A 13,850-nucleotide genomic window follows, 5' to 3' on the forward strand; every position below is an offset into this window, starting at 1 on the left:
CTATCGTCCCTCCCCCAGCAGCTGCTGCACCCACTGGGTTCGCGATTCCCGCTTCAGCACCAGGGTGCGGGTGTGGAGAATCAGCACCCAGGCATAGAAACAGTAAAAGCCGATGATCATGGTCAGCAGCGGGTAGAACATGCTCGGATCAATGCTGCTGGACTCGGTCAGCTTGATGGTCGCCGGCTGGTGCAGGGTGAACCACCAGTCCACCGACTTGTAGATGATCGGGATATTGACGGTGCCCACCAGCGCCAGCAGGGCACAGGCCTTGTCGGCCAGCTGCTCGCGGGCAAAGGCACCGGACAGGGCGATCACCCCCACGTAGAGGAAGAACAGGATCAGCATGGAGGTAATACGGGCATCCCATACCCAGTATGTGCCCCAGGTGGGCTTGCCCCAGACCGCACCGGTAAACAGGGATACGAACGTGAGCGCGGCGCCAATAGGTGCGGCAGCCCGCATCACCACGAAGGAGAGCTTCATTTTCCAGATCAGCCCGATGGCTCCACTGATTGCCATCAGGTAATAGCCCGCCAGCGCCAGGAAGGCCGCCGGGACATGGATAAAGATAATGCGGTAGCTGTTGCCCTGCTTGGCATCCTGCGGGGCAAACCCAAGCCCCCAGGCCATACCCACGGCCAGCAGCAACGCGCTGGCAGCCGCCAGCCACGGCAGCCAGGCGCTGGTCTTCTCATAAAACCAGCGCGGCGAACCCAAGCGGTGAAACCATTGCCAGGCCAAGGGCAAACCTCCTCAAGAATCGGTACTGATGCGGATGGCGCCGGCGGCCGCCAGTGGCGCCAGCGCCGCGGCAGCCGCCAACAGGGCCGCCAGGATGGCGAGCTGCACGCTGTAGGCGTAACCATCGACGGCCGCCTGGACCGCACCGGTGCCGAAGATTAACACGGGCACGTATAACGGCATAACAATCAGCGCCAGCAGCAGGCCGGGACGACGCAGCGCCACAGTGAGCCCCGCCCCCACGGCGCCGATCAGGCTCAGGCTGGCGGTGCCCAGCAACAGGGACAGCAACAGGCAGGCATAGCCCGCAGCCGGCAGGTTGAGCATCAGCCCCAGCAGGGGCGACAGCAGCGCCAGTGGCAGGCCGGTCACCAGCCAGTGCACTGCCACTTTCGCCAGCACACCAAAATAGAGCGGCTGCGGGGACAGGGTCAGCTGCTCCAGCGAGCCGTCCTCGAAATCACTGCGGAACAGGCTCTCCTGCGACAACAGTGTGGCCAGCAGTGCCATTACCCAGATCATTCCCGGCGCCAGGCGTGCCAGCAGCCCCGGTTCCGGTCCCACTCCCAGGGGCAAGAGGGCCAGCACCGTCACGAAAAACAGCAGTGGGTTGGCGATATCGGAGCGGCGTCGCAGCGCCAGCCGTAACTCTGTCTGCAGCAGCGCGCCAAATCCCGGCCCGCGCCGCTCACGGGGCGAAAGGTCAGCGGGAGTTGCGGAGACCGGGGGCAGGTGACGGGTATCAGGCGTGGACATATTCGCCCTCCCCGGCCGGCGCGTAATCCGCCAGGTCCACGTGTTGCAGGTTTGCCAGGGCAACCGGCTGGTGCGAGGTGAACAGGATCGCCCCGCCCCGGCCCAGGTGGCAGGCCATCTGCCCCTGCAGGCTGGAGACGCCGGCTACGTCGAGGGCTGCCAGGGGCTCGTCGAGAATCCACAGTTGCGGGGCATTGGGGAGGTAGAGCCGGGCCAGTGCCACGCGGCGGTTCTGGCCCGCGGAAAGCTGCTGGCAGGGACTGTACTCGAACCCGTACAGATCCACCTGCTCCAGCGCGGCCAGGGCCTCATCCTCGGTCGCGCCGTACCAGGCCAGGTTTTCCAGTGGTGTCAGGCCGCGGCGCACTCCCGCCTGGTGGCCTATATAGAGCAGCGCACTGCGCATTTGTGGCAGTGCCCGTGGCAACGGCTCCCCGCGCCACAGAATCTCTCCGCGGTAGTCCGAAGCACTGCCGATCAGGGTGCGCAACAGGGTTGTCTTGCCGGAGCCATTGGCGCCCTCGACCTGCACGGCTTTCCCGGCTCCCAGCTCCAGGTCCAGCCCGGCGAACAGGCACCGGCCATCCCGCTCACAGGAGAGCCGCCGCAGCTGGATAAGGGGGGATGAACTTGCAGTCGCTGACATAGTACCGGTGCCGCCAAAAACCTCGGGAACAGGCAATTGATGAAAATCTGAGCGGCATTATACCGGCTGTGGCGCCAATTGTATGGTACTTGTTTGCTCCGAGGCCCGGATTAAACCTTTGCGGGGGCCCCTTCCCGCTCCCAGGGACTGTTCTCCTCCTGCTCCCAGCTGAGTAGTGCCCTTACTTCACTCGCGCCCGGCTGCCACTCCACCCTGCGGCAGATACTCTGCAGGAGTGCCAGTCCCCTGCCCGAGTATGCATTGGCCGCGCCAGTGCGCGCCGGCAGGCCTGGCCCGCTATCGGATACCGACACCAGCAGCCCGCAGTCCCCACCTGCCCGGCAGCTGCTGAGGCGGATCCGGATCCAGCCATCCTGCAGTTGCCGACGGCCGGACTCCAGGCGGCGGTAGTATTCACCGAATCCATGCTCCGAGCGCTTGAGGCTGCTGTCGAGCTGCAGCAAGCCGTGCTCGATTGCATTGTTGAACAACTCCCCCAGGACGATGGAGAGCGTGTCGCGCAGACGCCCGGACTCGGGAAACTGTGCCAGCACCCGGTGCATCAGCGGTACCGGGTCCATTTGCCTCAGGTCCTCCGCCGCCAGGGTGACCCCGAACGACCAGTCGCCGAAGTGGCCCGTGCCGGGCGGGTCCGGAAGCGGCTCACCGATTTCCACGGTCTCAGCAGTGATCTGGTCCAGGGAAAGCTCAACCAGGGAGAGATCGTCCTGCTGGCCGACACTGAAACGACTGATCTCGGCCAGGATCCTCTCAAAACGCGCCGCCGGAAAGGCATTGCGGATAGTGGCCAGCAGTCGCTCCTCGCCAAACAGCTCGCCGGAGGGGCCCCGCGCCTCGTGGATACCGTCACTCCAGAGATAGAGCCAGTCACCGGGCTCGAGGGGAACATACTGAACCGCCTCCTCGAGATTCAGCCAGCGTACCACTCCCAGGGGCAGGTGACGGGACTCGAGCATCTGGATGCCTCCCCCGGCCCGGCAGAGGCAGGCACTGGGCATGCCCGCATTGAGCACACGCAGGTGCTGCTTGCGCGGGTCGAGTTCCAGCAACACCGCGCAACAGAACATGCTGCGGGGTAATACCAGGTGCAGCTTCAGGTTCAGTTCGCGGGCGATCTGGCTGAGAGTGAACCCCTTGGGCACCATCGAATAGAAAATCGAGGTCAGCGGAACCGCGCCCACCGCAGCAGCCAGCCCGTGACCGGTGAAATCCCCCAGCAACAGCATCAGCTTGCCGCCGGGTGCCCAGGCAGCTGCCAGCACATCACCATTGAGCACAGCCCGGGGCGACAGGTGATAGCGGATGGCATCAGTCTGTTCCAGGCAACTTTCCCGCCCCATATTGCGGAAAATCTCCTGCGCCCCGGCCTGCTCCTTGAGCAGGTCCGACTGGCTGCGGCGCATACGATTGCATTGGGCGATCAGGTTACGGTTGAACTGGCAGTAGCGCCGCAACGCGACCAGCTTCAGTCGCACCAGGTGCCGGTTGTAGGGCCGCCGCAGGACATCATCACAGCCAGCCCCGACGCCATCGGCGGGCAGCGCGTGCTCATCCAGCACCGCCAGGACCGGCACCGGCTCCATCCCGGCCCGCGCACGCAACTGGTGCACACTGCGGGGTTCGGGAGCCGCACCCGCGTGGGGGCCGAATACCAGCAGGTGCGGGCGGATACAATCGAAAGCGGCGAGCGCCGCAGGCACACTGCCCACAACACGGACTGCCACATCCATGGCCCGCGACTCCGGGCCGGACTCACCCCGTGCATCCAGCGGCGCACAGCTATCCAGGAGACTGGAGAGTTCCCGGGCGTCGGCATCGCCGGGCTCGATAACGAGAATATTAAAGGGAGAGGACACCACTAGCGAATGGTGAAAATCTTGTCGAAATTGGAAACCGCCAGCACCTTGGCCACATGGTCGTTGGCATTGACCAGCTCAACGGTATGTCGCTGGCCACCATCATCCTGCCCCTCCAGGCTGTGGTCGCGGAGCAACAGGAGCATTCCCAGCGCGGCGCTATCCAGGTAGCGGGTATCGGAAAGGTCGACGCTGTAGGATTTCGGTGCCGGGTTACAGTCGCGGTACGCGCGCTGGAATTCACTGTGGAGATTGAAATCGAAGTTCCCGTCAATCCGAATGGTCAGCGCTTCGCCGCCATCCGACAATTGCGTGGAAACCCGGGAGGCTGTCTGTTCAAACATCAGCATGGCGAATCTCCTTATTCATCCCCGTTTACCCGGCGCGACCGGTGGAACGCGGCCTGCCGGTACAGCATCCATCCACCGGGCGGGTAATCGCACGACCGGACCGGACCGGCGACGTTTGCCCGACAGCCTTAACAGGACGGTTCTGAACCGTTTTACCTCAACGCACCCACCTGCAGAGCCGGGTGCCCCGACAGGAACTCGCCACCGGCACACAACAGACCGGGGGGGGGGTAACTACCGCAGTCCACCCTGCCCGAGCGATCGTCCCTGCAGAACGCAGAAAGGCGCCCAGTGGGCGCCTTTCTGGTGCAGGTCAGTCGAAATCGTAATCCATCAACTCGCGCTGCAGTCGTATTTCCTCCAGCTTGTCCTCGACCATTCGCCGGGCATCCCGGGGAGGCTGCGAGGTTGCCTGTTTCAATACTTCTGTTGCCAATTGGGGGATATCGTCGTAGTCAAAATCGAAGGTCTTTTCGCTAACGTTGCCGCTCATACGAAACTCCAATATTTCGATCTGCCAGGGCAGATTCACCCTTGTTGTTTTTGTTGTGCACCTGCAGATTAATCAGCTCCGAGGATGCTGGTCAAGCAAAATTTGCATCCCCAAAACCGGCTATTTCGCCGTCGTAACACACCCGGGTTCCGGCGGGGAAAACTTCCCCTTAACCGGCTACCCGGGGCGGCAAATTAGCTGTCTTAAGTGACCGTCGTGCGACAATTTCTCGTCAGGAATATGAAACCATGTTCCCCGCCCCGCCCGGGCCACGGAAACACCCCTGTTACTACCGGTGACACTGGGCGCCACAGGCGCTAGAATACCGACCCTCCAGGCCGCCCGATCCCCGGATCTACCCGGCCTCACGCCCCCGTCGGTTAACAGGATAAACCACGGACCTCCTAAGTCCGCACTGCAGGTTCGAGTCCTGCCGGGGGCGCCAACTCTGCGCCGGAAGCCGATTTCCCCCACCCAACCTCCCGCTGAACAGCGGCACTCTCCCGACCAGCCCCACGCCCCGGACTGGCCGCTGGAGGCCCACGCTGCCAATTACAGCCCCCAAATGACGCCCTGAAAGCGCTGCTGGCACTCGTCGACTATTCTCTCGAATGCCCTCTCGCCCAGCGGTGCCGACTGTGCTCGCCCGAGACCCTGGCAGGCAATTGAGCGCACCTGCCCTGAACGCAGTCCTTATAGCGCCAGGCGGGCGGGCCCGGAATGGATGCCGGACGAGTCACAAACAAGGAAAAGGTAACGAAGTGATAAAGCATGGTACGGCCGTCGCACTGGTTGCCGGCAGCCTCGCGGTGCTCCCGGCCGCTGGGCTCACAGCTCAGTCGACGGGGACCCTGGATACTCCCGCGCCACCAACCGGGCACGACACGCCCAAACTGGCCCAGCGAGTAGTCGAGGCCCCACCCCGGGCACCGGCCCCGGATGAGAATCGCGCCCCCGCGCCAAGCTACTATCCCAGCGGCACACCGGCGCCGCCGTCGGCCTGGGGCTCCTACGAACCCGGCAAGGGGTTCGTGCTGTTGCGCTCGGATATGGGCGAGGTGAACTTCAGCATCTTCAGCTATGTCCGCTACCTGAACCAGGAAAACCTCGAAGACACCTACACCGACAGTTTCGACAGGACTTTCGATGTCAGCATCCGCAACCAGATGCAACTGCAGAAGGTCAACCTCACGTTCAAGGGCTGGATTTTCGACCCGAAATTCCAGTATCGCTTTTACACCTGGACCAGCAACTCCAACCAGGGCCAATCGGCCCAGGTGGTGGTGGCCGGTTACCTGAGCTACCTGTTCAATGACAATTTCAAGCTCGGCGCCGGCATCAATGCCCTGCCCACCAACCGCACCACCAACGGCACCTTCCCCAACTGGCTGAAGGTGGACCACCGCACCATTGCCGATGAATTCTTCCGTGGCTCATACACCACTGGCTTGTGGGCCTGGGGCGAGATCACGGACAAGGTCGAGTACCGGGCCATGATTGGCAACAACCTGAGCCAGCTGGGCGTGGACGCCGATGAGCTGGACGACCATTTCAACACCCTCTCGGGCGCGCTGTGGTGGATGCCCACCACCGGTGAGTACGGCCCCGCCAATGGCTTCGGCGATTTTGAGTTCCATACCGAGCCGGCCACCCTGTTCGGAATCCACTACACCCGCAGTGACGAGGACGCCCAGGGCCAGCCCCAGGTAAACAGCTTTGATAACAGCCAGATCCGGCTGTCGGACGGCACGCGGATTTTCTCTCCCGACCCTTTTGACGTCGGCGTTAATATCTCTGACGCCACGTACCAGATGGCAGCTGTCAACGGCGGCATCAAGTACTGTGGTTATTCTCTCGACGTGGAGTACTACTGGCGCAAGGTCAATGATTTCAGGACTATTATCCTGAACGATACCGATACCGGCCTGCCGGTGGATGACCTCTGGGATCACGGCTTCCAGCTGCAGGGGTCGACCATGCTGAAGCCCAAGACCCTGCAGATGTTTGTGGCCGGCTCGAAAATCAATGGTGAGTATGGCGATCCCTGGGACCTGGCGCTGGGCTTCAACTTCTACCCCTTCAAGCGCCGCGAGCTGCGCCTGACGGCACAATTCCTCTACCTGGATAATTCACCAGTAGGCTACAACAGCGTGCCCTTCTCCCTCGGCGGCAATGGTGTCGTATTCAACACCGAGTTGATGCTGGCTTTCTGACCCGGCCGGCCCTAGCCCTCCGAACCTGGGGAGCCCTCGGGAGGATAGTAGACGGTATTACGGAGGGCCGCGCGCTGTTCCGCGGTAAAGTTCGGGAATGGCATCTGCTGTGCTGCGGCCCACTCGCGCACATGGGCTTCAGCTGTTTTCTGGACTTCCTCATCAATACCGCCATCGCGGGTAAAGTAAACGGTCTGGGAAGGAAATGCGAAATCGGTGCCTGACCGCCGCACGATCCGGAAAACCCGGAAATAGATATCCTCGGAGATGGCACGGAACTCCGGGTACTCATTGGTACTGACATCCACCCGCAGTTCCACCAGCAATGCCGAGTCGCCGAAGCCGGCAAAGCGCACCGAGGGCTCATCGTCGGCAACCCGGGGATGCCCCACCAGCATCTCACGGATATTCACCAGCACGTAGCGCAACTGGTCCTCGCTGGTCTCAAAGCGCAGCGTCAGTACCGTGCGCAGGAGGATATGGCTGCGCGTGGAATAGTTGACGATATGCATCTGGCTGAAGTCGGCGTTGGGGATGGTCGTCAGGCTGTTGTCAATGCCCCGCAGGCGCGTCGAACGCATACCGATACTCTCCACGGTGCCCGCGCGCTGGAAATCCTCGCTGGAATCTTCCCCGTAACGACAGAAGTCACCCACCCTGACCGGTTTATCGCCAAACAGGTTGAGGCTACCAATGAAATTCTCGAATGAACCGCGCATCGCCAGGGCGATGGCGATACCGCCGATACCAAAACCGGCCAACAGGCTGTAAAGCGGGGCCCCGAGGCGGCTACTCAACAGGAAGACCACCCCGATCACCCCGGCGATTCCCACCGTCCGCGCAATAAAGCGCAGCAGGTGGGCATCCAGGCTCTCACCGTGAACGCTGGAGCGATTGATATAAATTTCCATCAGCGCCGGAGGCAGGGTCCAGGCCAGCCAGGCCATGGCCAGGTGACTCACCACTTCCGCCAACAATGAGACTCCCCCGCCAATCACGTCAGTCAGGGTCAGCTGCTGGTGCAGGAAAGCGGACAACGGTTGTATCACCAGGAGCACCGCCAGTGGCACGATAAAGCGGGACAACCTCACCAGCAAGTGGGGACTTTTCCGGAAGTTTGTAATGGCGCGCTGGACGACAAACAGGACGGCAATAAACAGGGAAAAAATCCCCACCAGCGCAATCCACTTCCATACAGCCTGCCGGAACACGCTGCGCTTCATCCAACCCGGAAAGGATTCAATCAGCTCGGGAGGCACCAGCCAGCCGCGCATCGCCAGGTAGGGACGCATGTCGGCGTAATGGGGAATCGGCACGTCGCGCCGGTAGGGAAGATGGCGCACACGCTGGTAAAACTCGGCCGCGCGCGCAACCGTATCGGCGGAAAAGAGGAATTCACCGCTCTGCGGGCCCTCCGCTACCCGCACCAGGGTGATATCCGTGTGGGGAATGGTCCAGCTCACCGAGCTGGCGATACCGGTGGACTGCCCCTGGGTCGTATCCCCTTGGCTGCCAGTCCCGGGTAGCGGGGATGTCACCGGCTTTTCGGCAGATGCATCGGCTCCGGAAACCACTTTCGCCAGGCTGTTCACCTCCTCCCTGCCCGGGATTTCCTCAAGAGGCGGCAGTTCGATGCGGGACAGGACCTCGTAAAGGTAAATTGCTGCATCGTTACCCACGTCGGCTCGCGCCGCCGGTGGGATCCGACTGAGGTCCAGCATGCGCCTGACCCGCGCCTGCTTTTCATCGAGCTTCTGAGCCAGTTCACGGCTCGGGTCGCCCCAGAACTGTCCCTTGGCGAATTGCCCCATCTGGTCACCCACGGCCAGGAATGAGGTGATGGTGGCACGCGGACTGGCCAGGTCGAGGGGGTCCAGGGGGTAATTACGGCGCTTTTTCCCCGCCACTTCCTCGACTATCGGCGCACTGGGCTCCTTGTGATCGTGTGGAGCCTCATCATCGGTGGCCTGCCCGGACACCAGTGCGGGGATAAACAAGAGACAGGCGAGACCAATTCGTAAGAGCCGCACGCACACCCCAGCAGCGGGCTCCCGACAGGAGCCCGGTCAACTCGAAACCAGTATCCCAAGAAGATAGACGAAGCTGGGCGCTGTGGCACGAATGGGGGCACCGCGCGGCCAGTGGGGTCACGTCAGTGTCCCCGAAGAAATCACCTGCCAGTCGCGTTTTAGCCCAGAGCCTGGTACATCAGCAGGACCGCAAACAGTCCCGCCAGCAATACCCAGCCCCAGAAAATGCGCACCGAGCGCTCTGCCTGGCGGTTGCGGCGATGTCGCGTTGCTTTGCGTGTCATACGGACTCCCCCTTTCAGAACGAATGCACAGCAAATGTAGCACAGGGCGACGCGGCCATCGGCCGCGGGGCCTGCAAGTCACGCGGGGCGGGAATTACTCCCCAAAAATCGCTACGCTCGCCGGCTGGCTGCTGGTCCGGCTGCCCCGGTACATGCCGGCGGTATTGAATACCAGTGCGACATTCCCCTGCGCATCGAGGACGATGACTCCGCCGGTGCCGCCCACCGGTTTGAGCACATCGTTGATGACGGTTTCTGCTGCCTCGCGGACAGTCTTGCCCTGGTATTGCACCCGCGCGCAGATATCCGCGGCAACACTGAAACGGATAAAGTATTCCCCATGTCCGGTGGCGGAAACAGCGCACGAATCATTGTCGGCGAAGGTTCCCGCCCCGATCACCGGCGAGTCGCCGATACGCCCGTAGCGCTTGGCGGTCATACCACCAGTAGAAGTGCCCGCGGCAATATTGCCCTCGCGATCCAGGGCAACGGCGCCGACAGTGCCCATTCGGTATGGCACTGGCAGCGCGTTTACCGAGGCCTGGTCACCACCCTTGCGGTCCAGCTTCTGCTTCGCCTCGTCCAGCTGCCGCCGCCGGTGCTCGGTATCAAAAACACTGTTCTCGACCATGGCCATACCCTGCGCCCGGGCAAACTCCTCTGCGCCCTCGCCGGCCAGCATCACAAACGGTGACTTCTCCATCACCATTTGCGCCAGGTCGATGGGGTTGGCTATGCGGGATACCCCGGCCACTGCGCCCGCCTGACGGGTGCGCCCATCCATAATCGAGGCGTCCAGTTCATGGGTGCCGTCATAGGTATAGACGGCGCCCCGGCCGGCATTGAAGAGCGGCGAGTCTTCGAGCACATTAATTGCCGTCGTCACCGCGGCCAGGCTGGTGCCCCCCGCCTCCAGGATCGCATAGCCTTTTGCCAGGGCCTCCTCCAGCTTGGCGCGATAAGCTTTTTCACGCTCAGCAGTCATCTTGCTTTTCTCGATGGTACCGGCACCGCCGTGAATAGCGATGGCGAGCGGGCGGTCTTCCGCCGCCGTCACCACGCCACACAGCAGCATACCGACGATACCGGCCAGGGAGATCATTCTTTTCATGGGAGTTGACGCCTTTTTCTTTTACGTTTGCAGCATTTATTAGTACCACTTTGGCCCGGGTAGCGAAAGAGTTCACCGACAGACCGCACTTGCAGACAAATCATCAACGGGGTAATCCAAAAGCTGAAATACACGAATAAAGGAACCTCAGGCAGCCTATGATTGCCAACAGAGTGTGCGCCGTGTTCGGGGCGACCCGTGCGCCACAATTGCAACCAAGTATCGAGGTAACCGAACGATGAAGATCCTGATGGTTCTGACTTCCCACGACCAACTGGGCGACACCGGCGAGAAAACCGGCTTCTGGCTGGAAGAGTTTGCCGCCCCCTACTATGTATTCAAAGATGCCGGTGCCGATATCACCCTGGCATCCCCGCAGGGGGGACAGCCACCCCTGGACCCGAAAAGCGATGCCCCCGATTTCCAGACAGAGTCCACTGAGCGTTTTGCCAAAGACCAGGAAGCCCAGCAACAGCTGGCAAATACAGGCAAGCTGTCAGGTGTCAACCCGGGGGACTTCGACGCGGTATTTTATCCCGGTGGCCACGGCCCGCTCTGGGACCTCGCGGAAGACCAGGACTCCATCAAGCTGATTGAGTCCATGTATGCCACCGGCAAGCCGGTGGGAGCAGTATGTCACGCCCCGGCCATCTTCCGGCATACCGGGAATAGCGAGGGCCAGCCCCTGGTAAAGGGCAAGAATGTGACCGGGTTCAGTAATTCCGAGGAAGATGCTGTGGGACTGACCGATGTCGTACCATTCCTGGTCGAGGATATGCTCAAGGAAAAAGGCGCAAACTATAGTCGCGGCAGCGACTGGGAAAGCTTTATTGTAAAGGATGGCCACTTGGTAACCGGCCAGAACCCCGCCTCCTCGGAAGCGGCTGCAGAAGCCCTGCTCAAGTTACTCTAGCTCCTGGCGCCGGCGATGCACGAATCGCCGGCGCACCCCTCCCGCTGGCCAAAACCGCGTTCCTGCCCATCAAGCAGGTCACTGCCGGGGCATCCTCAATATCCCAACAGGTGTTTTGGCGCGGTATTAAACCGCACCAAAAGAGATCACAATTGGCTTCTTCCCAGGCTTCTGATAAATTTTTTATTGCGAATCACTTAAAACAATAATCGCGACAAGGGTTACGGGACACTCGTCAAGAAAAGGTCTGCTCGGGCTGATTGGCAGCCTCATAGAGGACATAATAAGATGACAGCTGTAATCGAAGAATGTGCTGAGTGGCTGACCCCAGCCTCGCTGAACAATGCAGAACCGCTTGTCAGGTCAGAACCCTTCCACTTCCTGGTTGCAAGGAACCTACTGCCGACTGGCATGATGGACTCAGTGTCGGCCCACTTCCCAAAGCTTAAAGGCGCAGGCTACCTGCCCTATGAAGCTGAACAGTGTGGAGACAGTGTAAATGCCCTGGTCGCACGACTGGTCGATCACGAGTTTGCCAATGCACTGGGCGACAGGCTTGGTATCGACAACCTGGCGCAATACCCTACCTACGTGTCGATTTCACGCACGCTGAAGAAGCGCCATGGCAAGATCCACACCGACGGCAAGTCCAAGGTAGCCACCGCCCTGCTCTACCTGAATCAGGACTGGAAAGGCCGCCGCGATGGTTGCCTGCGGTTCCTCAATCGGATCGATGACTTTGACGATACCGTCATACCTGAAATCCCCCCCGTATATGGCACACTGGCGGCCTTCAAAAGGGCCGATAATTCTTTCCACGGTCATCTGCCATTCCAGGGCGAACGCCATGTTATCCAGGTGGCCTGGCTGGTAAACGCAGATGAGAAACTGCGCAAGGCGAAACGCGGCCGACTGTCCCACAAGCTGAAAAGGCTACAAGCCTGGTTGGGAAAAAAGCTCGGTGGTCGCAATCCGGGATAGCCGACATGATGCCACCGGAACCCCTGGTTGCCTCCCGCCCCCACGCAGTCCACCCTCCACTCCGGAAAATCACAGCCCACAAAAAAGCGGTGGGCAACGCCCACCGCTTCAAACCCAACCCGACCTCGGAAGAATACGGAATTGGACAGTTCAAGGTGAAAATCCGGATTTCCCGCAATGAAGCAAACGGAAGGAAAACCCGGCGTCCCCGGCAGTAACACTGGCTCGATGCTGTGACCAAATATCACTACTTACGGAACAGATAAGAATATATTATTCCTACACGCCCGCATCAACCCTTGCGACTGAAAAGCGGTGCAATTGCAAAATTAAAGGGATGATTGGCAGGACACCTGCCACAAATGACAGCTTAGTCGCACCCAAAACTCACCGGGGATGCGTCGCCGTATCTAGTCGCGACCCCGCTGTTCACCGGGTACGCTTGCCGCCCTTGCCGCGCCGGAACACATTTACCGCTGCCCGGCTGCGCTCGAACAGCTCCTTCGCCTGCCCATCTCGCTGCGAAACCAGGATAAACAGCAAGTCGGTAATCATGTGCTGCGCCGTGCGTGCGAGAATTGAAGAGCTGCGCACCTCCGACTCATCAGAGACGCAGAAAAGGTTAATCCCGGCCAGTTCCACCAGCGCATTGCGGGAAAAGCCGGTCAGGGAAATCACATCGGCCCCACAATTCAGGCCGTTCTCCGCCACCTGCAGGACGTCCTGGGTCTGGCCGGATTCGGAAATGGCAAACACCAGGTCACCCTTGCCCAGGGTCGCAGCGTTGGCCACCTGGACATGGCTGTCACTCTCCGCGAGCACTGCCTTACCCAGCTTCATCAGCTTGAATGCCAGGTCCCGCGCCACCAGCGATGAGGCGCCCACCCCGGCGAGCAGGATCCTGTCGGCACTGTGCAGCAGTTCCACAGCCTGTTGCAGGTGCTCCTCGCTGTTTACGGTGAGGCTCTCGTTCAGGGCCACGGTTTTGCGCGCAATCAATTTTTGCGCCACCGTCGACAGATCATCGTCAGTAGAAATGTCACCGTGAATCACTTTCGGCAGCAGCGACGTCCTTGCCAGCGATTCAGTCAGTGAGAGTTTGAGGTCCGAATAGCCCTTGTAGCCGAGCTTCTGGCTGAACTTCACCACGCTGGACTGGGATACGCCCACGGACTCTGCCAGTGACTTGGACGAATGGCTGCGAACTTCCTCGACATTTTCCAGGAGGAAGTCCGCGATACGTCGCTCATGATTGGACATGGATTCCCGCATCGTGCGGATCTTGGCGATTGAGCCCATAACCATTTCTCTCTGCAGGGGCTAACCCGAACGTGAAAAAGATGCCAACGATAACATGCCAGTGCCCCGCTGGCGGTCCCCGGTTGGCAGCCTTTGCGCCGCAAAGGAATAAATGATACCAATAAGAGTATAACTAAGGAATAATTACTCACT

Annotated in this window: 13 protein-coding genes and 1 tRNA gene; 4 read left to right on the forward strand and 10 right to left on the reverse strand. The window is 60.9% G+C overall.

What is annotated here, in order from left to right; genetic code table 11:
• The 6 genes from LVE68_RS03210 to LVE68_RS03235 all read right to left on the reverse strand — a co-directional run bounded on the left by LVE68_RS03210 (position 1) and on the right by LVE68_RS03235 (position 4,866).
• On the reverse strand, positions 1-744 hold the full coding sequence (locus LVE68_RS03210) for a heme ABC transporter permease (protein ID WP_305080400.1): 744 nt from the start codon (positions 742-744) through the stop codon (positions 1-3).
• A 12-nt stretch (positions 745-756) separates the two neighbouring features.
• Positions 757-1,500 (reverse strand): heme exporter protein CcmB, encoded by a 744-nt coding sequence (ccmB, locus tag LVE68_RS03215; RefSeq protein WP_232942948.1) that lies wholly within the window; start codon positions 1,498-1,500, stop codon positions 757-759.
• Positions 1,487-2,146 carry a cytochrome c biogenesis heme-transporting ATPase CcmA gene (ccmA, locus tag LVE68_RS03220; RefSeq protein WP_232942949.1) on the reverse strand — a complete coding sequence of 220 codons (660 nt, stop codon included), beginning with the start codon at positions 2,144-2,146 and terminating at the stop codon, positions 1,487-1,489. The genes ccmB and ccmA overlap by 14 nt, the downstream gene beginning before the upstream one ends.
• Positions 2,147-2,256: 110 nt before the next feature.
• Complete coding sequence (locus LVE68_RS03225) at positions 2,257-4,023, reverse strand: ATP-binding SpoIIE family protein phosphatase (protein WP_232942950.1); 1,767 nt, start codon at positions 4,021-4,023, stop codon at positions 2,257-2,259.
• 2 nt (positions 4,024-4,025) lie between these two features.
• Positions 4,026-4,373, reverse strand: coding sequence for an STAS domain-containing protein (locus LVE68_RS03230; RefSeq protein ID WP_232942951.1), 348 nt, complete (start codon positions 4,371-4,373; stop codon positions 4,026-4,028).
• A 313-nt stretch (positions 4,374-4,686) separates the two neighbouring features.
• Positions 4,687-4,866 carry a PA3496 family putative envelope integrity protein gene (locus LVE68_RS03235; protein WP_232942952.1) on the reverse strand — a complete coding sequence of 60 codons (180 nt, stop codon included), beginning with the start codon at positions 4,864-4,866 and terminating at the stop codon, positions 4,687-4,689.
• Positions 4,867-5,235: 369 nt separating this feature from the next.
• On the opposite strand from LVE68_RS03235, the gene LVE68_RS03240 reads away from it, so the two are divergent.
• Positions 5,236-5,311, forward strand: a tRNA-Arg gene (locus tag LVE68_RS03240).
• A gap of 316 nt (positions 5,312-5,627) precedes the next feature.
• Positions 5,628-7,079: a hypothetical protein gene (locus LVE68_RS03245; protein ID WP_232942953.1), complete on the forward strand. Its 1,452-nt coding sequence runs from the start codon at positions 5,628-5,630 to the stop codon at positions 7,077-7,079.
• Positions 7,080-7,090: 11 nt separating this feature from the next.
• Here LVE68_RS03245 and LVE68_RS03250 read toward each other — a convergent pair whose 3' ends face one another.
• From LVE68_RS03250 to LVE68_RS03255, 3 genes are all read right to left on the reverse strand, one after another.
• Positions 7,091-9,109: a mechanosensitive ion channel family protein gene (locus LVE68_RS03250; RefSeq protein WP_232942954.1), complete on the reverse strand. Its 2,019-nt coding sequence runs from the start codon at positions 9,107-9,109 to the stop codon at positions 7,091-7,093.
• Between the two features lie 158 nt (positions 9,110-9,267).
• Positions 9,268-9,393: a hypothetical protein gene (locus tag LVE68_RS18155; protein ID WP_255701151.1), complete on the reverse strand. Its 126-nt coding sequence runs from the start codon at positions 9,391-9,393 to the stop codon at positions 9,268-9,270.
• Positions 9,394-9,487: 94 nt separating this feature from the next.
• Positions 9,488-10,504 (reverse strand): isoaspartyl peptidase/L-asparaginase family protein, encoded by a 1,017-nt coding sequence (locus LVE68_RS03255; RefSeq protein ID WP_232942955.1) that lies wholly within the window; start codon positions 10,502-10,504, stop codon positions 9,488-9,490.
• 238 nt (positions 10,505-10,742) lie between these two features.
• Here LVE68_RS03255 and LVE68_RS03260 point away from each other — a divergent pair, with 238 nt between their 5' ends.
• Together LVE68_RS03260 and LVE68_RS03265 are read left to right on the forward strand one after the other, a co-directional pair.
• The gene (locus LVE68_RS03260; RefSeq protein WP_232942956.1) at positions 10,743-11,417 is read left to right on the forward strand and encodes a type 1 glutamine amidotransferase domain-containing protein; all 675 of its coding nucleotides are present in this window, start codon (positions 10,743-10,745) and stop codon (positions 11,415-11,417) included.
• Between the two features lie 288 nt (positions 11,418-11,705).
• Positions 11,706-12,398, forward strand: coding sequence for a 2OG-Fe(II) oxygenase (locus LVE68_RS03265; protein ID WP_232942957.1), 693 nt, complete (start codon positions 11,706-11,708; stop codon positions 12,396-12,398).
• A gap of 429 nt (positions 12,399-12,827) precedes the next feature.
• On the opposite strand, the gene LVE68_RS03270 is transcribed toward LVE68_RS03265, so the two are convergent.
• Positions 12,828-13,697: an SIS domain-containing protein gene (locus LVE68_RS03270; RefSeq protein WP_232942958.1), complete on the reverse strand. Its 870-nt coding sequence runs from the start codon at positions 13,695-13,697 to the stop codon at positions 12,828-12,830.
• Between the last annotated feature and the right edge of the window lie 153 nt (positions 13,698-13,850).

It is taken from the genome of Microbulbifer sp. YPW16 (assembly GCF_021290385.1).
Lineage (GTDB): Bacteria > Pseudomonadota > Gammaproteobacteria > Pseudomonadales > Cellvibrionaceae > Microbulbifer > Microbulbifer zhoushanensis.